An 18861-nucleotide genomic window follows, 5' to 3' on the forward strand; every position below is an offset into this window, starting at 1 on the left:
AAGGAAACCTACAATGACCAGACTCTCCCAAACCGAAGCCGACGCCCGCCGGGTCAAGCGCGACGACTATGTGTCCTGCACCGTGGCCTTCATCGACTGCAAGAAGCCGGGATCGCACCTGAAGGAAAACTATTCCATCATCGGCCCCGGCGTGACTTCCTCGGACGAGCAAGTAGTGAACCTGCCCGAACCGCATGGGTTCAACATCGGCGCCGCCGCCATGCCCAACGGCATCACCAACAACTTGCACGTTCATTTCACCGCCGAGGTCTTCATCGTCCAGCAGGGCGAATGGACCTTCCGCTGGGGATCGAACGGCGAGAATGAATTCGTCGGTCGGGCCGGCGACATTCTGTCGGTTCCGACCTGGATATTCCGGGGCTTCACCAACACAGGGCCGGATGACGGCTGGCTGTTTACGGCACTTGGCGGCGACAACACCGGCGGCGTGATCTTCCATCCCGACATCATTCGCGAGGCAGCGGATTACGGGCTGTATATCTCGAACGACAACACGCTGATCGATGCCACGCGGGGCGACGAGGTACCCGGCGAGGATGGCCGCATCGCGCCCATGCCCGATGAAGAGGTGGCGCAACTGCGCCAGGTCTCTCCCGAAGAGATGCGCCGCCGCGTGGTGACCGAGGCCGACCGTGACTTCCGCCCCGCCTTCATCGACGCAGCACTGCCCGGACGTGGAGCCGAGATCGCACCGGTCATCGGATCCGGTCTGACCCAGAACCGCGACCATGCAGCACCCATCACCAATCCGCATGGGTTCTCGCTGGAATGGCTGCGGCTAGGGGCCGGCATCGGCGTCAGCCGCTTCACTCTGGATGACAAGATGGTGCTGATCGTCCGCGCGGGGCAGGTCCGCCTGACCTTCAACGCCGAAGCCGATGTGACGGTCGACCTGGCCGAGCGCGACACCTATTCCATCCCCGCCGGGGTGGTCCGGGCGATCACGGCGGTAGGCGATGCGCCCGCCGAGGTGCTGATGGTGGTGTCGGGCGACCATCGCAAGCGGCCGGTCTTTGCCGAAGGGGTGATCGAGGCGGCCCGCGCGGCGGGTCAGGCGCTCGACGCCGGCGGCTATGTGGCCAAGGCGGCGCTGCTGCCCGACTACAAGCGAGCCGGGTGATGCGCAGCAACACCGTCAAATCACGGCTGGCCGCGGGTGAAACCGTGGTCAACGCCTGGCTGTCCATCGGGTCGAGCTATTCGGCCGAAGGGGTGGGCCATTCCGGGGTGCATTCGGTCACCGTCGATCTGCAGCACGGGATGATGGGCTTTCAGGAAGCATTGCACATGTTGCAGGCGATCTCGGCCACCCCGGCTGTGCCACTGGTGCGGGTACCGGACCTCGATCCGGCCAAGATCATGCATCTTCTGGATGCCGGGGCCTATGGCATCATCTGCCCGATGATCTCTACCCCCGAGCAGGCCGAGACGCTGGTGGCTGCCTGCCGCTATCCGCCCTTCGGCAACCGCAGCTTCGGACCTTCGCGCGGGTTGCTCTATGGCGGCAAGGACTACGTGGCGCGGGCCAACGAGACGGTGATGGCCATTCCGATGATCGAAACCGTTGAAGCCGTGGCACGGATCGACGAGATCCTCGCGGTCGACGGGATCGACATGATCTATCTTGGCCCCAACGATCTGGCGTTCTCGGTCGACGGGCACGTGGGCTTTCCGCGTCCCGAGTCCGAGCGCGCGATTGCCAAGGTCATGGCCAGCGCCCGGCAGCGCGACATCCCGGTCGGCATCTTCTGTTCCGATGCCGAAGATGCCCTTGCCCGCCGTGCCCAAGGCTGCGGTCTGGTCACGCCCGGCAACGACTTCGGCCATCTGACGCGCAGCATGGCGGCGGCGGTGACCGCGCTGGCCGACGACGATCCCTCCGAGGCGCTTGCCGCGCCCGGTACCGCGCATGGCTATTGAGCCGGCTGAGGGGCGGCCCTGGGTTCTGCTGCCGGGCACGCTGTGTTCCGGCCGCGTGTTCGAGCCGCTTCTTGACCGGCTGGGGGTGCCGGAGGCGGCCCGGCACCCGGTGGCCCTGCGCTATCCGCGCGTCGAGGACTACCTCGACGAGGTCACCACCGCCTGCGTGCCAGGGGCGGTCGTCTGCGGGTTCTCGCTGGGTGCCATCGTCGCGGCGCATCTGGCCGACAGACTGCCGTCAAGTGCGTTCCTGCTGTTCGCGCTCAACCCGCTGGCCGACCGGCCGGAGGCGCGCGCGGGCCGGCTGGACCTTGCCCGCGAGGTGGGCGAGGTCGGCGGCGCTCGAGCCCTGGCCGCGCGCCTGCCCGCGCTGACCGGTCCGTCGCCGGACCGCACACGGGCGATGATCCTCGACATGGCCGAGGTCTGTTCCGGGCTGATCGAGGCGCAGACAGAGCTGGCGTTGACCCGGCCGGGGGCGCTCAAGACCCTGGCCCGCACCACGGCACCCATCAGCTTCCTGACCGGCACCGGGGACACATGGGCGCCCCTCGCGCTGGCCGAAACGGCGGCGCAGGCCACGCCTGCGGGCCGGTTTGTGCCGCTGGAGGGGCTTGGCCATTATGCGTTGGTCGAGGATCCAGACGCCTGCTGCGCCGCCGTTGCACACGGTTTCACGCTCCATCAGGGAATGACCGAATGACCACCGTACTTGGCTGCATTGCCGATGATTTCACCGGGGCCACCGATCTGGCCGGTCTTCTGGCACGCAGCGGCCTGCCGGTGTCGCTCAGGATCGGTGTACCCGACGCTCCGCCGGCGCAGACCGCGGCCTTCGAAGTGATCGCCCTGAAGTCGCGCACCGCCCCGGTGGCCGAGGCCGTGGCCGACGCCCGCGCCGCGCTGAAATGGCTGCAGGCGGCGGGAGCGGCGCGGTTCTTCTGGAAATACTGCTCGACCTTCGACAGCACCCCCGAAGGAAATATCGGCCCGGTGGCCGAGGCGCTGATGGCCGATCTGGACACCGCGCAGACAATTTATTGCCCGGCCTTCCCCGAGAACGGCCGCACGGTGTTCATGGGCAATCTTTTCGTCGGGCGCCACCCGCTGGCCGAAAGCCCGATGAAGGATCATCCGCTGACCCCGATGCGCGACAGCAACCTGCTGCGCCTGCTTGGGCCGCAAGTGGTACAACCGGTTGGAATGATTGACCGGCTTTGCGTGGCGGCGGGGCAGGGGGCCATCGCGGCCGAGCTTGCTGCCCTGAAGGCGCAGGGGGTCGCACATGTGGTGATTGATGCGGTGGCCATGACCGATCTGGAAAGCATCGCCGGGGCCTGCCGGGATTTCCCGCTGATGACGGGGGGCAGTGCGGTCGCCATGCCCTTGCCCACGCTTTACAGGGACGCGGGCCTGCTTGGGCCCGATGCCACCGGCACCCGGGTGCCCCGGCTGGGAACGGAAACCATTGTTCTGTCGGGCAGTTGTTCAGCAATGACCCGCAAACAGGTGGCGCGGTATGTGGCGCAGGGTCACCCGTCGCGTCGTCTGGATCCGCAGGAACTGGCCGAGACCGGCCCCGGCCCGGCGCTGGACTGGCTGGCGCAGCAGGATCTTGGCCGCGCGCCGATCCTCTATGCCACCGCCGAGCCTGCCAGCGTCGCCAAGGCGCAAGAACGGCTGGGGGTGGCACAGGCCGGCCGCCTTGTGGAGGACACGCTTGCGGCCTGCGCGGTGGCGGCCCGTGATGCAGGCGCACGGCGCATCATCGTGGCCGGCGGTGAAACCTCGGGCGCGGTCACGCAGGCGCTTGGCGTCAACCAGCTGGACATCGGCCACGAGATCGCCCCCGGCGTGCCCTGGACCTGGTGCATGTCCGGCGGCCAGCAGATTGCGCTGGCCCTGAAGTCCGGCAACTTCGGCGCAGAGGGCTTCTTCACGCAGGCCCAAGATACGCTGGGCACGGCATGAGCGCGGAGGCCCGCCTGCGGGAGGATATCTGCCTGTTGGCCAAATCTCTGTTCGATCGCGGGCTGACCGGCGGCAGCACCGGCAACATCTCGGCGCGGACCGAGGATGGCGGGTTGCTGGTCAGTCCCACCGGCACCAGCTTCGGGCGGCTCGATCCGGGGCGGCTCAGCCGGCTGGATCCCGAGGGCCGCCTGATCGGGGGCGACAGCCCCACCAAGGAGATGCCGTTGCACAGCGCCTTTTACGACACGCGCTCCACTGCGGGGGCGGTGGTGCATCTGCATTCGTGCCATTCGGTGGCGCTGTCGATGATGCCCGATGCCGACGAAGACAGCCTCCTGCCGCCGCTCACGCCCTACGGGATCATGAAACTGGGGCAGGTCAAGTTGCTGCCATACTTCATGCCCGGCGATCCGGCCATGGGAGCGGCGGTACGCGGACTCGCGGGCAAACGCGCGGCAGTGATGCTGGCCAATCACGGGCCTGTAGTGGCCGGCAAGGATGCCGAGGCCGCCTGCAACGCCATCGAAGAGCTTGAGGATACTGCCCGGTTGGCGATGATGACCCGGGGGCTGTCCCCGCGCGCCCTGAGTGCCGCGCAGGTCCGGGGCCTTGTGACCAGGTTTGACGTGGAGTGGGACACATGAAGTTTTCAGCCAACCTGGGGTTTCTCTGGACGGACAGGGCCTTGCCCGATGCCATCCGCGCGGCCCAGCGACGGCCAATTCTTCCCAACCACGCGGCACGGCGCGGCGATGAATCCGATCAACGCAAAATACGGCAGCGATCCGGGTATCAAAGCCTACACCCACGTGTCTGATCAGTTTGGCCCCTGCGCGTCCCAGAAAATCCCGGCAACTGTGAATGAAGCACCGTTCATCCTGTACGGGTTGCTCACCACGGATGCGGGCAGGAAAATCAAAGAGCAATATGCCGATACCGGCGGCTTCACCGATCACACATTCGCTCTGACATCCTTGCTCGGCTACCAGTTTGTGCAACGTATCCGTGACTTGCCGTCAAAGCGGCTCTTCCTATTCGACTCTGCCGCCGCGCCCAAGAACTCGCGCGGCCTGGTCGGCGGAAAAGTACGCGAGAAACTGATCCGTGATCACTGTGCCCAGATCGGGTTGAACAAAGGTGAAGCGCACCACGCTTTGAAAAACGCCCTACGCATCGGTCGCCAAGGTGAAATCCGAGACCGTTCCAGTCGTGCCCAAGACGACCGACTAGCAGGGCTCAATCTCCTCGCGGCGATCATCATCTACCGGAACACAAAGCAACCCGGTCAGATCATCGCTAAACGCAGACGGGTCGATATCTACGACCAAGCGGACCTGCTCTCACACGTCTCGCTGCTCGGTTGGGCGCACATTCTGATCACCGGCGAGTACAGGTGGCCCAAAATCACCTCAATAATTCCTTAGCGCAAGATTCCGCCCCTATCCGCAATTGACCCCAGATGGGTCTGGGCAGGTCAGGCGCGGGATGCGGGGCAGGCCGGGTCCTGGATGCGCACGGGATGCCCAAAACCCGACGCCCGGACGGCGTGATTTTCCCGGGCAGCAATGCTCAGAGGGGCCGATCAGGGGCCCCGATGCTGGAATCCGTTGTCTCTGACCGTCCTCCGAGACCCTGAAACCCCGCGTTCAGATCTGTAACATGGGTGCATTTGCTCTTGCCGGAGGTATGTTCCCGATGGTGCTGTGCGGTCTCTCTTCGTTGTCGTATCTAAGCCATTCATCGCTCTTTTCCCAAGCGTCGGACAGCGACAGGTAACAGTGGGCGTTAGGATATTCCGTCCGGATCCTTAAATTGAACGGAAGCCTCCGAACCAAGCAGACAGCGCGGGGGTTGAACTGACCGAGAAGAGGACGCCGCGTTGCCAAAAGGGGCACGGATGCGTCCTGATACCTGCGCTGTCCGTCACGCCGGTCAGCCCGCCCGCAATTCAGCGAGCGGTCGTCTCCTGGTTTTCGCGAAGGCAATCACACCCGGCATCCTGCGGAACATGTCCCCTTGTGCCGTGCGGTTCTTGGCAATCCGCCTTGTCGACACGCCTGATCCAGACCTTTGCCATGCGGCGTGGCTGTCCCGGAAATCTTCATCCACGCGCCGGGCGGGCGACGGAATCCCTTGAAACAAGGGCACACTCCAACTTGACCAATGCGCCCTGGCGTTCGTCAGTTTCCCCACCCTCGCGGATAATCTGCTCGACCGCCCACCGGCCCATGGCCCGGCTTGGTAGAATCAATGAAGTCAGCGGCGGCGACATGTGGCGCGTAATTTCTTCGTCGTCGAAACCGACAACCGAGATATCTTCGGGAATGCGCAGACCCATTTCCTTGAGCGCTTCGTAGCACCCCACGGCCATCCGGTCGTTCTGGCAGAAGATCGCCGTTGGCGGCACGTCCAGTTCCATCAGTTCCTGCGTGCCGCGGTATCCGGCACTGGGGGACCAGTCGCCCGCAATGACCAGCTCGGGCGAAAAGGGAATATCTGCGGTTGCCAGTGCGTTCCGGTAGCCTTGCAAACGGTCCTGTGCGGCCTCCATGAAGCTTTCCCCGGTGATCGTTGCAATGCGCCGGTGCCCCGCCGCCAGCAGGGCGTTGGTCGCGCGATGGCCGCCGGCGATCTCTCCTGGAACGACCGCAGGGAACTCCCCTCCTGCGGTATAGCAGTTGATCAGGATCACCGGCATCCGGGCTTCGCGAACGGCATCGGGGATCTTGATTTCGCGTGTAAAAATGCAGGCGTAGATGATGGCCTGCACCCCAAGATCTCGGAACATGGTCAACGTCCGCTCTTCAAGCGTCGCGTCGCCATCTGTCTCGGCCGTCAACACCAGGGCACCCCGTGCGCGCGCGACCTGGCGCACCCCGTCAAGCATCACCACCCCTTCCGGACTTGTCGTCATCTTGTCGATCACGAAGGCAATCGCGTCCCTGCCCCCGGAACGGTCCTGCAGCGCCTGCATCGCGGACGGCCGGTAGCCCAGATCCCTAGCGATCTCCAGCACCCGCTTCCGTGTCTTGTCCGAGATTTTTACCGAGGTGTTCGCATTCAGGACGAAGGACACGGTCGATTGCGAACACTCTGCGACGCGCGCGATGTCCTGCATGGTCACCCGGCCCCTGGCAGCCCCCTTGCCAGAGTTCCGCCGTTGAGCGTCCGATCCAGAGAAAGGTTTGTTCGTCATAATTGCTGATAGTTGCCTGCCGAATGGCAAAGGTCAACAATATGACTAAAGATTATTTATTGACTGGCTGGTGCTATTGGTCTTGAGTGACATCAGGCTTTGACCGGCAGGGTGCCGGGAGCGGAACCGTCCGCGGCAAGGGAGGGCCGAAGCCAAAATCAAATGGGAGGAATACACATGAAACGCAGAATCCTGATGGGGACGGCGATTGCCCTGGGCCTTGGACTGACAACCATGTCCGCCATCGCCGAGCCGCCGCCCCTCGAAAAGAAAGACCGCTACAAGGTCGGATTTGCCCAGACCGAGTCCAACAACCCCTGGCGCATTGCCCAGACCAAGTCGTTCGAAGAAACCGCTGAAACCTGCGGCTGGGATCTGATCGCGACCGACGCTACAGGCTCTGCCGCCAAGCAGGTTGCCGATGTGGATTCGATGATCGCGCAGGGTATCGACGTGCTCTTCCTGCCGCCGCGCGAAGAGAAACCGCTTATCCCTGCCGTCATGAAGGCCCAGGCCGCGGGTATTCCCACCTTCCTTGTCGACCGCTCGGTGGACCAGAACGTGGCGCAGGCCGGCAACCATTACGTCTCGTTCCTTGGCTCGGATTTCATCGACCAGGGCCAGCGCGTGGCGGAATGGGTGATCGAGAATTTCGACGGCGACAAGGGCATCATCGTGGAGCTTGAAGGCACCACCGGGTCCTCGCCCGCGCGGGATCGCAAGTCCGGCTTCGACGACACCATCGTCAAGGACGCGCGGTTCGAGATCGTTGCCAGCCAGACCGGCGATTTCGCCCGCGACATGGGCCGTCAGGTCATGGAAACACTGCTGCAGGCGCATCCGGACGTGAATATCGTCTACGCCCACAACGACGAAATGGCCATCGGCGCGATCCAGGCGCTGGAACTGGCCGGCCGCAAGCCGGGCGAGGACGTGATGGTCGTGTCCATCGACGGCACCCGCGACGCGCTTCAGGCGATCATCGACGGCAAGATGGGCGTGACGGTGGAATCCTCGCCGTTCTTCGGCCCGCTGGCCTGCGAGGTGATGCAGAAATACGCTGCAGGCGAAGAGATCCCGGCATGGGTGAAGGTCGAAGACCGCATCTTCACCGCCGAGAATGCCGCCGATCACATCGACGAAGCCTATTGAACCTGACCGGCCGGGGGCTGCCTTCGGGTGGCCCCCACGCACCTTGGCGAAAGGCCCCTGATGCAACCGCTCCTGAGAATGCAGGGCATCAACAAGTCCTTTGCGGGCGTCGCAGCACTCACCTCCGCAGACCTTGAGATTGCCCCCGGCGAAGTTCACGCCGTCATCGGCCAGAACGGTGCCGGGAAATCCACGATGATCAAGATCCTGACCGGCGTCTATCGCAAGGATTCAGGTGAGATGGAATTCGAAGGCAAGCCCTGGGCCGCGCAATCGCCGCGCGAGGCGCAGGACAACGGCATTGCCACGATCTACCAGGAACTGAGCCTTGTGCCGCTTCGCTCGGTGACCGAGAATGTCATCATTGGCTATGAACCGCGAACCCGGCTTGGCCTGATCGACTGGAAGACCGCGCACAGGCGGACCCGCGAGATCCTTTCCGAATTCGGCATCGACATCGACGTGACCCGGCCGCTTGGATCCTACTCCACCGCCGTTCAGCAACTTACCGCGATTGCACGCGCGGTCTCGCTCAACTCGCGGCTGGTCATCATGGACGAGCCGACGTCTTCGCTTGACGACAGCGAGGTCAAGACTCTGTTCGGCGTTGTCCGCGGGCTGAAAGCGCGGGGCGTGTCCGTCATATATGTCAGCCATTTCCTGGACGAGTTGTTCCACATCTGCGACCGCGCCACGATCATGCGCGACGGGCAGCGCGTGGCCGTGCGCAAGATCGCCGAAACGACCAAGCTTGGATTGATCGCCGACATGCTTGGCCGTGACCCCGAAGAGATTGCCGCCGCCGGGATGACCGATCTGGCGGGCGGAACGCATGTACGCGGTGACGTGTTGCTGGAGGCGTCGAACCTGAACACCGGCCGCAACCTGCGCGACGTATCGGTTTTGGTGCACAAGGGCGAGATCGTGGGTCTGGGCGGGCTGCTCGGCTCGGGCCGGACAGAAACCGCGCGGGCCATTTTCGCCATGGACCGGCTGCATGGGGGCGTCGTGGCCACCCACGCGAACCCGGCCGGTTTCCGGGATCCGGCAGAGGCCATCCGCAGCGGCATCGGCTTTCTGACCGAAGACCGCAAGGCAGAGGGGATCGTGCCCGAAATGTCGGTGCGCGAGAACATGACCCTGGCCCTGTTGCCCAGGTTGCTGCGCAATGGCGCGATCGACCGCGCCCGCGAGGAAGAGATCGTCAATCATTTCGTCAAGGCGCTGGGGATCAAGCTGGCCAACATCGAACAGCCCATCCGCGAGCTTTCGGGCGGCAACCAGCAAAAGGTACTGCTGGCGCGCTGGCTGGCGCTGGAACCGGACCTTCTGATCCTTGATGAGCCGACCCGTGGCGTCGACGTGGGGGCTAAATTCGAAATCCAGTCCATCATCCAGAAGTATGTCGAGAAAGGCGTCGGCGTGCTGCTGATCTCCTCGGAATTCGAAGAGCTTGTGGAAGGCGCCAACAGGATTGTCGTCTTGCAGGACGGCGTGTCGGTTGCCGAATTGCAGAATCCGGGCATCACGGAAGAAAGCCTGATCGGTGCGATTGCCCAGTCGCATGACGGGGCGGACGCAGGGGCCATCTCATGACTGACCGCATCCAACCCCCGCCGGCGCAGCGCGCGCGGGCCGCGCTGTCTGGGATCTACCTTAAGTTCCTGTCCAGAAACGGCGGCCTTGTCGCGCTGGTGGTGCTTCTTCTGATCAATGTCGCGATCACCCCCAACTTTCTGCAAATGCAAACCCTGTTCGTGAATATCTCGCAGGTGGCCACCATTGCCATCGTTGCCGTCGGGATGACGCTGGTGATCGCCACTGCCGGGATCGACCTGTCGGTCGGGGCGGTGATGGCTGTCGCCGGCGCGCTGGCACCGTTGATTTTCCTCAGTGATTTCGCGCAGGCCAATCCGACGCTGGGGCTGACGGCTGCCATCGTGGTGCCGATCCTCGTGGCTTTGCTGTGCGGCCTCTTCAACGGCGTGCTTGTGGCCTATCTCGGGGTGCAGCCGATCATTGCCACGCTGATCTTCTTCATCTCGGGCCGCGGCATTGCGCAGGTGCTGACCAATGGCAACCTTCAGACCTTCACCCATCCCGGATTTTCCTATCTCGGAACCGGCAAGATCCTTGGGTTGCCGTTTCAGGGCTGGCTGGTCGTGGCCATCGCCCTCGTCGCCTGGTTGATGGTCAACCGCACCATGTACGGCCGCCGTATCCTGGCCGTGGGCGGCAACGAAAAGGCGGCACGCCTGACCGGCACGCCGGTGCGGCGGGTCAAGATCGGCGTCTACGTCATCTCGGCCGGACTGTCGGGCCTGGCCGGGCTGATCGTCGTGGCCATCAATTCCGCCTCGGACGCCGCCCGGATCGGCGTGCTGATGGAGCTTGACGCCATCGCCGCGGCGGTGGTGGGCGGCACGCTTCTGATGGGCGGCAAGGCGCCGATCTTCGGCGCCATCCTTGGTGCTGTAATCATCCAGCTGGTGAAATACACCCTGCTGGCCAACGGCGTGGCCGACGAGGTCGCGCTGATCGCCAAGGCCGGCATCATCGTCCTGGCTGTCTATGTGCAGCAGGGCCGCAAGGAGTGACCGGACATGCTTGACCAGACCACCTTCGACCTGCGCCGTTATATTCAGGGCAATGGCCAGAGCATGGGCGTGTGGATTGCGCTTGTCGTCGTCATTGCCTTCGGATTGCTGCGCTATGACAATTTCGGCGGCGCCTACAACATCAGTTCGTTCCTCAACTACAACTCGATGTTCATCGCCATCGCGCTTGGCATGTGCTTCGTCATCATGACCGGCGGGATCGACCTGTCGGTGGGTTCGGTGGTGGCCTTCAGCTCGGTTTGCGTGGCCTATCTGTCGCCCTATGGCATCCAGGTGGCGCTTCCCGGCGGCATCCTGGCCGGAATGGCCATCGGCGGGCTCAACGCCTTCTTCGTCATCGCGATGCGCATCCCGCCGTTCATCGCCACCCTTGCCACGATGCTGGGCGCAAAGGGCGGCGCGCTTGTGATCTCAGGACGGCAGACGATCTCTGTCGACTGGGGGTCCAACTTCACCAAATTCGGCATGGGGTCGGTGGGCGGTATCCTTCCATGGTCGATCCTCGCCGTGGCGATCCTCGCCGGGATCCTCTGGATCGTGCTGGAAAAGACGTCCCTCGGACGCACCGTCGAAGCCATCGGCGGCGGCGAGGACGCAACCCGGATGATGGGCCTGCCGGTCAACCGCGCCAAGGCGTTCGTCTATATCCTGTCGGGGGGCTGCGCGGGGCTTGCGGGGGTGATCCTGGCCTCGGGCTTTGGTGCCGGCCAACCCCTGGAAGGTGTCGGGTGGGAACTGTCCGCCATCGCCTCGGTGGTCGTCGGCGGCACGCTGCTCACGGGCGGGCTTGGCTCTGTTCCGGCCACCGTTGCGGGCGCATTGTTGCTGGGGCTGGTATTCAACATCCTGAACTTCGAGAACGGGCGCGGGGTGATTTCCATCTCGGCCTACTGGCAAATGGTCGTGCGCGGGTTGTTCCTGTTTGTCGTCATTCTCCTGCAATCCCGCGTCTCGCGCGCCACGGATATACAACGAAGCCCGTCGGGATGAGCTCCGGGTATTGGGCTGCAAGGCCCCCCCCAAGCATCCTTTTGCCACCGTCGTCTCCAAGCGACATGCAAACGCGCCCTGTCCATGAGGCTTCAGGGGGGCAGGTCACCCATTCGATTGCTGTCCATGGGGAGAGAACGCCGTCGGCTGCGAGATCGACGTAGCGGCGCGCGGCCCTGCCCGATGACCGTGGCCCTCCCCCGCCACCAAAGCCGGTTTGCCCTGGTAACTTCCGGTTGGGTTTGGGTGTTGAGCGGCAGCGTGGGGACCGCAAGGGTCTCAAGCGCCGGCGCGGCGCTTCTCGCAAGCCTGAGGCCTCGGGCCTCGGCGGTCATCGCCTCCCGCAGCTTGTGCATCAGCATGAAGGCGGTCTTGGCCGCGACCCCGTGGTGTCGGGTCATCGAGCGGGCCAGTTGGTCGAGACCGCTGGGGCCAGTAGGCGACGAGGCGCCCCCGGTCGACCATCCGGTCGTGCGTGTGGCCTGGAACGACGCACAGGTAATTGCCCGCTGGGCCGGGGGCCGGTTGCCGACCGAGGCCGAATGGGAACATGCCGCGCGGGGCGGTCTCGGCGACATGCGTTTCCCATGGGGCAAGGAGAGCTACAAGCAGTGCAAGGGCGGATCGTTCCTCTGCCATCCCAGCTGGTACTACCGCTACAGGATCGCCGCGCGGACCGGGACCAGTCGGGACAGTTCGACCTCGCACCAGGGGTTCAGGCTTGTCTACGCAGCCTGAGCGCGGCGGGCGTCACTCCCACAGTGCCGAAGCGACCATCGTGCGCCGGGCGTTGTCGAGGTGGGCGCGAAACGCATCTGCGGCGGCTTGCGTATCGCCCGCCTCGAGCGCGCGAATGATGCGCAGGTGTTCGTGGATCGCGTCGAAGTTGCGTTCCTTCTCGTCCCCCCGGTTCCAGCGGTAGTGGTAGTGAAAGACCATCGCCACGGCCTCGAAGAAATCGGTCATGAAGCGGTTGTCGTAGGCCTCGACCAGTGTCCTGTGAAAGCGTTCGTCCAGGCGGGGGAAGACCAGATAATCGTCGTCGATCCGCTCAAGAATTGCCTCGTGCTGCGGGGCGAGGGCGATCAGCTCGGCCTGGGCCGGCGACCCCGGGCCCGCCTGGAGCGCCGCCTCGAAGGCGCGCAATTCGAACATCTCGCGCACCTCGAACAGCTCTTCGGCGAAGTCGAGCGTGAAACCGCGCAGCACCCACGAATGGTTGCGCTCCTTGGTGATGAGGCCGAAGCGTGAGAACTTTATCATGAACTCGCGGATCACCGAGGAACTGGTGTGGAACCTCTTTTTGAGATCGGATTCGTACAGCGCGCTGCCCGGGGCGAGGTCGCTGTTCAGGACGTATTCCATGAACTGCGACGAGACCTTTGCCGTCGCCGAGGCGGTCTCGGCCTCGCCGAAGAAATCGGCCTTTTTCGGCACCCTGAGGACCGTCTTGCTGCGCCCCTCCCATGCGATGATCCCCGCATCGTTTAGCCCGGCGAGGATGGCACGCACCGTGGTCCGCGAGACCGAGAGCGCCTCGGACAGCGCGCTTTCGGTGGGCAGCGCGCCTGAGACGCCAATGTCCCGCACCAGATCGAGGGCCTGGTTGTAGCTTTCCTTGAACGTGCTGCTGTCACGCGACATGGCTGGCCCCTTGCAATCGTGGCGCGTACTATCGCAGCCCTGCCTCTGCCAAGTCCAGAGCCGCGCCTACATCACGCCGAAGGTGGCAAAGGCTTTCTGACTGCTCATGCCGCCGCAGATCGCCTCGGCCACCTTGTTTTCGGTGGAGGCCCTTTCAAAGGCCGCGGCGATGGCCTCGTGCTCGGCCGCCCGGGGAACGACCAGGACCCCTTCGTCGTCGGCGACGATCATGTCGCCGTCGTTTATCTGCACAACGCCGATGGTGATGGGGGTGCGGAAATCGAGCACCTTGCCCCGGACACCCTGGTCCTGGGCATAGGCCCCGCGGGAGAACACCGGGAAGCCAAGAGCGCGGATTTCGGCGGTGTCGCGCACATAGCCGTCGAGAATGGCCCCGGCAGCGTCAAGGTGCCGTGCCCTTGTGGACATCAACCCGTCCCAGAGCGCGAAGTTCAGTGCGGCTCCCGAGGCAATGTAGATCTCGCCGGGCTTGAGGTCGTCCAGTGCCTGGAACATGACTCCGAAAGGCTTGTCCGCCAGCGGACCAGGGCCGGAGCCTTCGGGGTAGGGGGCCTCGAGCACCGGCATGGCCCGCCCGACGATCCGGGTGCCGGGGTCCAACGGCAGGAGGCCGGGCGGCAGGAACTGCTGGCGGTAGCCCATCGCATCCAGCGCATCGCCGATGACGGCGGTGAAAAGGTCGCGCCTGATGCACCCGAACAGATCGGACATTGGTCAGAACCCCGTCGCACCGCCGCCATCGACGAGGATGACCTGGCCGTTGATGTATTTCGCGGCCGGCGCGGCAAGGAAGGCGCAGGCCCAGCCGATGTCCTCGGTCGTGCCGAGCGACTGCATCGGGATGCGGCTCATGATCTTCTGCTTGCGGGCCGGGTCGCTGTCCGTCGCCTTGCGGAAGATCTCGGTGTCGATCCAGCCGGGGGCCACGCCGTTGACGCGGATGCCGCGCGCCGCGAATTCCGCCGACAGCCCGCGGATGGCTCCGTCGATCGCGGTCTTGGAAATCGTGTAGCCATGCACCAGCGGCTGGCCGATATAGGCGGTCATCGAGGAGATGAAGGTGACGGTGCCGGGCCGCTCCTCGGCCAGCAGCCGCTTGATAATGCAGCGAGTCAGTTCCAGAGCGCCACGCACGTGGACGTCGAAAACCTGGTCGAAGTCGGACATGTCGCTGTCTTCAAAGGGCTTTTTCAGCGTGTTTCCGGCGTTGTTGACCAGCAGGTCGATCGGGCCGAACCGTTCGGCAATGGCGGCTTCGGCGGCGGGCAGGCCGGCGATGTCGGTCACGTCCAGCGGCGCGGCGGCGCAGCCATGGCCGATCTCGGCCGCCGCCGCCTCGAGCACATCGGCGCGCCGGCCGGCGATGACGACCTTTGCGCCGCTCTGGGCGAGGCAGCTTGCGATCGCCTTGCCGATGCCCGAGCCGCCGCCGGTGACGAGTGCGGTCCGGCCTTCCAGGCCGTAGGTCTGTCGCAGGATGTCGCTGGCCATCAGTCGTCCTTTCCGAAGTCGATCATGATCTTGAAGGTCTCGTCCCGGTTGGCGGTCCAATGGTCGAAGGCCTCGGTCGCCCGGTTCCAGGGAAAGACCTTTGTGACCAGCAGGTCGGCGAGGTCCTGGTGGTGTTCGAGGTAGGCTATGACCGCGTCGAAGTCGGCCCGGGTGGCGTTACGCGAGCCCCGGATGTCCAGTTCCTTGAGGTTGAAGAACTTGGTCTCGTAGGCGACCTCGGACTTGGTATAGCCGATGTAGACGATCCGTCCGGTAAAGGGCGCGAGGTCCACCGCCTGGCGGAAGGTCTGGGCGACGCCGGCTGCCTCGATGATGACATCTGCGCCGCGGCCCCCGGTCAATTCCTCCAGTTTGGCCTCCAGATCCCCCTGCAACGGGTTGAGGACCGCCGTGGCGCCCAGTTGGCGCAGAATCTCCGACTTGGCCGCCGAGATCTCGCTCACGATGACCCGGGCGCCGCGGGCGAGGGCGCCCAGCACCGCGCCGACGCCGATCATCCCGCCGCCGAGGACGAGCACGGTATCGGTGGCCTCGACCTCGCCGCGGGCGACGGCGTGGAAGCCGACGGAGAGAGGCTCGACCAGGGCCAGTTGCCGAAGACCGAGGCGATCGTTTACGATCAGCCGGTCGGCGGGCACGACGATCCTGTCGCACAGCCCGCCGTCGCGCTGCACGCCGAGGGTCTGGTTGAACTGGCAGGCGTTCGGGCGGTCGCGCAGGCAGGCAGGGCAGGTGCCGCAGGCGGTATAGGGAACGACCACGACATGGGCGCCGGGACGCAGCTCGCCACCTACGCCCGCGCCGGTTTCCAGCACCGCGCCGCCGATCTCGTGGCCCGGCACCCGGGGCAGCTCGACCAGCGGGTTGGCCCCGTTGAAGGTGCTGAGGTCGCTGCCGCAGAGCCCGACGACGCGCACGTCGACCAGCACTTCTCCCGGGCCGGGAGTCGGCGCGGGCCGGTCGAGGAAAGTTGTGTGGCCTACCGTGTCGATGGCGAGGCTTTTCATGCGCGCGTCCCCTGGGGCGTTAAGGCGGGCGCGGTTGGCGCGCCCGCCGGAGTCAGGTCACTGGTAGTCGGCGACATTGTCGGCGGTGATCAGGATGCCGTCGATCGGCACCACGGCCTCCGCCTCTTCGCCGTTGATGATGGCCAGCAGGTTCTGGACGGATTCGGTGCCCATCCGGGTGTTGTCCTGCTTGATGGTGGCCGATTGTTCGCCCTCGGCGATGGCCACCAGGTTGGCCGGGTTGCCGTCGAAGCCGACGATCACAAGGTCATCCAGCCGGCCCAGGGCCTTGGCAGCGGAGACGGCCGCCAGCGCGCCGGGATCCCAAGCCGAGAAGATGGCGGTGATTCCCGGGTCCGATTGCAGGAAGTTGGTGGTGGTCTCGAAGGCGCAGGCGTCCTGCCAGTCGCAGATCTGGAAGATGACCTCATGGCCCGCGGCCTCGGCCGCGTTCAGCACCCCGTCACGGCGGGCATTGCCGGTCTGGTGGCCGGCGGAGCCACCGAGGATCAGCACCTTGCCCTCTTCGATCTGGTCCACGATGTAGTCGCCGGCGATCCCCGCGGCGGCGAGGTTGTCAGTCTGCACGAGACTGGAGACATGGGGGTGGTCGATGCCGGTATCGACGGCGACCACGGGGATGCCCTTTTCGGCGGCAGCATCGAGAGAGGCGTCAAAGGCGCGGTTGTCGACCGATCCGATGATGATACCGTCCACTCCCATGTCGATGGCGCGGTCCACCGCGTCCCTCTGGGCCGCGCTATCGGGGGACGAGGCGGTCATGTCGATGAACTCGACGCCCTGGGCCTCGGCCTCGGCGGCGGCGGCATCGGCGACGCCGATCCAGAACGTGTTGTCGGTGGAATAGCCGGTGTAGGCGATGCGCAGGTCCTGCGCGATCACGGCCGTGCCGGAGGCCAGCGTCAGCGCGCCGGCAGCCAGCGCGCTCTTGAGGTTGGTCAGTGTCATGTCGGGTCTCCTCCCTGGGTGGTTGCGCCCCGTCTTGCGGGGGCCTTCCGTCGCGGCGGTCTACCGCGTGGATCTGCGCCAGACGTCCCAATAGACGGCGGCGATGATGATGATGCCGATGGCGATGCGCTGGTAGGACGTGCCGACGCCGAGGTAGGACAGGCCCACGGTTATGGTCTGCATGATGAGCATGCCGATCAGCGTCTTGCCGACGCCACCGCGCCCGCCAAAGAGGCTGGTGCCGCCGATGACAACCGCAGCGATGGCAAAAAGCTCGTAACTCTGCCCGCGGGCCGGCATTGCGAAGTTCAGCTTGGCCACTTCCATGATCGCCGCGAGCGCGGCCAGCAGACCGCCGAGCATGTAGTAATAGACGCGGCTGCGCTTGACCGGCACGCCAGCGAGCCGCGCGACCTCCTGATTGCCGCCGATGGCGAAGGCCCGGATGCCGAGCCGGGTGCGGGTCAGGAACAGGCCCGTCAGCAGGGCGGCGGTGAACATGATGCCCATGGGCACGACGTAGCCGGAGCCGAGCGCCTGAAATGCATCGGGAAAGCGCGACAGGTCCCGCCCGCTGGCGAGAATCTCGGCCAGCCCCTTGTAAGCGGTCAGCCCGCCCAAGGTGACGATGAAGGCGGGCACGCCGGTCGCCACTTGCACGATCCCGTTCAGCGCCCCCAGCGCTGCGCCGATGCCCAGCCCGGCAAGGACGGCCAGCCAGACCGGCAGTTCCATCTCGGCCAGGAGGATGCCGACGCAGACGCCGACCACCGCAAAGATCGACCCCACTGACAGGTCGAGCCCCCCCGAGATCAGCACCACGGTCGTCCCGCAGGCCAGCACCGCGAGGATCGAGGCCTGTCCGAAGATCGACAACAGCGTGTCGAGGCTGCGGAAGGGCGGGGAGAGGACGAAGAAGACGAGGTAGATCAGCGCCAGCGCCGCCAGCACCTGCCAGATCTGCATGAATTCGTGCATCAGCCGGTCGAGGCTGCGCGAGGTGGAGCCCGGGTTGGACACCGCGGTCGAGCTGTTCTGGGCGTCAGCCATCCTACGCGTCCCCTTCGATGGTGCCGGTGATGAGGCCGACCAGCCGGTCGCCGTCCACTTCGTCGACGCGGCGCACGGCCGTCAGCCGGCCCAGCCGAAGGACCATGACCCTGTCGCAGTAGTTCAGCACGTGCTGCATGTTGTGGGTTATCATGATGACCGACAGGCCGTGGTCCTTGAGCGAGCGGACAAGGTCCATCGCCATCTGGCTTTCGCGCACACCGAGCGCGGCGGTGGGCTCGTCCAGAATGGCCACCCGCTTGCCGAACATCACTGTCTTGGAAAGAGCCACCGCCTGCCGCTGGCCGCCGGAAAAGGCCTGGGCGTCGCGGTAGATGTCGGTGATGCGGATGTCGAGCTTGGCAAAGAGATCGCGGATCTCGCGGTCCATGCGCTTGAAATCCAGCACGCCGAAGATCCGGCCCAGCCAGTCGTCGCGGACAATCTCGCGCCCCAGAAAGACGTTTTGGGTGATCGGGATCTCGTTGACCAGTGCCAGGTCCTGGTAGACCGTCTCGATCCCGGCCGCCTTGGCGTCGGTGGGGCTGTCGATCTGCGCCTCCTGCCCGTCGAAACGGATGGTGCCGCTGGTCCGGGGGATCGCGCCGGTCAGGGCCTTGATCAGCGTGGACTTGCCGGCGCCGTTGTCGCCGACCACCGCCAGCACCTCGCCCTCGTGCAGGGTCAGGTCGACGTTGTCGAGCGCGACGATGCCGCCGTAGTGTTTGGATATGCCGCGGGCCTCGAGAACCGGATGTGTCGTCATGCCTGCTCTCCCGAACCGCAA

Annotated in this window: 19 protein-coding genes and 1 pseudogene; 11 read left to right on the forward strand and 9 right to left on the reverse strand. The window is 65.1% G+C overall.

Going from position 1 to position 18861, the window contains the following annotated elements:
* Nucleotides 1-13: 13 nt before the first annotated feature.
* The 6 genes and pseudogenes from AB0T83_RS12680 to AB0T83_RS12705 all read left to right on the forward strand — a co-directional run.
* Nucleotides 14-1141, forward strand: a complete 1128-nt coding sequence (locus tag AB0T83_RS12680; protein WP_366193504.1) for a cupin domain-containing protein — start codon at nt 14-16, stop codon at nt 1139-1141.
* Nucleotides 1141-1941 (forward strand): HpcH/HpaI aldolase family protein, encoded by an 801-nt coding sequence (locus tag AB0T83_RS12685; protein WP_366193505.1) that lies wholly within the window; start codon nt 1141-1143, stop codon nt 1939-1941. The genes AB0T83_RS12680 and AB0T83_RS12685 overlap by 1 nt, the downstream gene beginning before the upstream one ends.
* The gene (locus tag AB0T83_RS12690) at nt 1931-2644 is read left to right on the forward strand and encodes an alpha/beta fold hydrolase (protein WP_366193506.1); all 714 of its coding nucleotides are present in this window, start codon (nt 1931-1933) and stop codon (nt 2642-2644) included. The genes AB0T83_RS12685 and AB0T83_RS12690 overlap by 11 nt, the downstream gene beginning before the upstream one ends.
* On the forward strand, nt 2641-3912 hold the full coding sequence (gene otnK, locus AB0T83_RS12695; protein WP_366193507.1) for a 3-oxo-tetronate kinase: 1272 nt from the start codon (nt 2641-2643) through the stop codon (nt 3910-3912). Before AB0T83_RS12690 ends, otnK begins: the two co-directional genes overlap by 4 nt.
* Nucleotides 3909-4559, forward strand: a complete 651-nt coding sequence (gene otnC / locus AB0T83_RS12700) for a 3-oxo-tetronate 4-phosphate decarboxylase (protein WP_366193508.1) — start codon at nt 3909-3911, stop codon at nt 4557-4559. Before otnK ends, otnC begins: the two co-directional genes overlap by 4 nt.
* A gap of 66 nt (nt 4560-4625) precedes the next feature.
* Nucleotides 4626-5339, forward strand: a pseudogene (locus AB0T83_RS12705) (Tn3 family transposase); the annotation flags it as partial.
* Between the two features lie 222 nt (nt 5340-5561).
* Here AB0T83_RS12705 and AB0T83_RS12710 read toward each other — a convergent pair.
* Both AB0T83_RS12710 and AB0T83_RS12715 read right to left on the reverse strand, forming a co-directional pair.
* Nucleotides 5562-5810 carry an integrase core domain-containing protein gene (locus AB0T83_RS12710; RefSeq protein ID WP_366193510.1) on the reverse strand — a complete coding sequence of 83 codons (249 nt, stop codon included), beginning with the start codon at nt 5808-5810 and terminating at the stop codon, nt 5562-5564.
* A gap of 206 nt (nt 5811-6016) precedes the next feature.
* Nucleotides 6017-7033 carry a LacI family DNA-binding transcriptional regulator gene (locus AB0T83_RS12715; RefSeq protein WP_366193511.1) on the reverse strand — a complete coding sequence of 339 codons (1017 nt, stop codon included), beginning with the start codon at nt 7031-7033 and terminating at the stop codon, nt 6017-6019.
* 255 nt (nt 7034-7288) lie between these two features.
* On the opposite strand from AB0T83_RS12715, the gene AB0T83_RS12720 reads away from it, so the two are divergent.
* From AB0T83_RS12720 to AB0T83_RS12740, 5 genes are all read left to right on the forward strand, one after another.
* Complete coding sequence (locus AB0T83_RS12720) at nt 7289-8263, forward strand: ABC transporter substrate-binding protein (protein ID WP_366193512.1); 975 nt, start codon at nt 7289-7291, stop codon at nt 8261-8263.
* 60 nt (nt 8264-8323) lie between these two features.
* On the forward strand, nt 8324-9859 hold the full coding sequence (locus AB0T83_RS12725; protein ID WP_366193514.1) for a sugar ABC transporter ATP-binding protein: 1536 nt from the start codon (nt 8324-8326) through the stop codon (nt 9857-9859).
* A complete protein-coding gene (locus tag AB0T83_RS12730) occupies nt 9856-10860 on the forward strand; it encodes an ABC transporter permease (protein WP_366193515.1) in 1005 nt (334 codons plus the stop codon). Before AB0T83_RS12725 ends, AB0T83_RS12730 begins: the two co-directional genes overlap by 4 nt.
* Before the next feature lie 6 nt (nt 10861-10866).
* Nucleotides 10867-11871 (forward strand): ABC transporter permease, encoded by a 1005-nt coding sequence (locus AB0T83_RS12735; protein WP_366193516.1) that lies wholly within the window; start codon nt 10867-10869, stop codon nt 11869-11871.
* Nucleotides 11872-12231: 360 nt separating this feature from the next.
* Complete coding sequence (locus AB0T83_RS12740; RefSeq protein ID WP_366193517.1) at nt 12232-12609, forward strand: SUMF1/EgtB/PvdO family nonheme iron enzyme; 378 nt, start codon at nt 12232-12234, stop codon at nt 12607-12609.
* A gap of 12 nt (nt 12610-12621) precedes the next feature.
* On the opposite strand, the gene AB0T83_RS12745 is transcribed toward AB0T83_RS12740, so the two are convergent.
* The 7 genes from AB0T83_RS12745 to AB0T83_RS12775 all read right to left on the reverse strand — a co-directional run bounded on the left by AB0T83_RS12745 (nt 12622) and on the right by AB0T83_RS12775 (nt 18840).
* Nucleotides 12622-13515, reverse strand: a complete 894-nt coding sequence (locus AB0T83_RS12745) for a GntR family transcriptional regulator (protein WP_366193518.1) — start codon at nt 13513-13515, stop codon at nt 12622-12624.
* Between the two features lie 66 nt (nt 13516-13581).
* Nucleotides 13582-14247 (reverse strand): RraA family protein, encoded by a 666-nt coding sequence (locus tag AB0T83_RS12750; protein WP_366193519.1) that lies wholly within the window; start codon nt 14245-14247, stop codon nt 13582-13584.
* A gap of 3 nt (nt 14248-14250) precedes the next feature.
* Nucleotides 14251-15027 (reverse strand): SDR family NAD(P)-dependent oxidoreductase, encoded by a 777-nt coding sequence (locus AB0T83_RS12755; protein WP_366193520.1) that lies wholly within the window; start codon nt 15025-15027, stop codon nt 14251-14253.
* The gene (locus tag AB0T83_RS12760; protein WP_366193521.1) at nt 15027-16055 is read right to left on the reverse strand and encodes a zinc-binding alcohol dehydrogenase family protein; all 1029 of its coding nucleotides are present in this window, start codon (nt 16053-16055) and stop codon (nt 15027-15029) included. The genes AB0T83_RS12755 and AB0T83_RS12760 overlap by 1 nt, the downstream gene beginning before the upstream one ends.
* A gap of 57 nt (nt 16056-16112) precedes the next feature.
* Nucleotides 16113-17024: a sugar ABC transporter substrate-binding protein gene (locus AB0T83_RS12765; protein WP_366193522.1), complete on the reverse strand. Its 912-nt coding sequence runs from the start codon at nt 17022-17024 to the stop codon at nt 16113-16115.
* Nucleotides 17025-17084: 60 nt separating this feature from the next.
* Nucleotides 17085-18074, reverse strand: coding sequence for an ABC transporter permease (locus tag AB0T83_RS12770; RefSeq protein ID WP_366193523.1), 990 nt, complete (start codon nt 18072-18074; stop codon nt 17085-17087).
* A 1-nt stretch (nt 18075) separates the two neighbouring features.
* Nucleotides 18076-18840 (reverse strand): ATP-binding cassette domain-containing protein, encoded by a 765-nt coding sequence (locus tag AB0T83_RS12775; RefSeq protein ID WP_366193524.1) that lies wholly within the window; start codon nt 18838-18840, stop codon nt 18076-18078.
* Between the last annotated feature and the right edge of the window lie 21 nt (nt 18841-18861).

The organism is Meridianimarinicoccus marinus (assembly GCF_040689105.1).
Taxonomy (GTDB): domain Bacteria; phylum Pseudomonadota; class Alphaproteobacteria; order Rhodobacterales; family Rhodobacteraceae; genus Meridianimarinicoccus; species Meridianimarinicoccus marinus.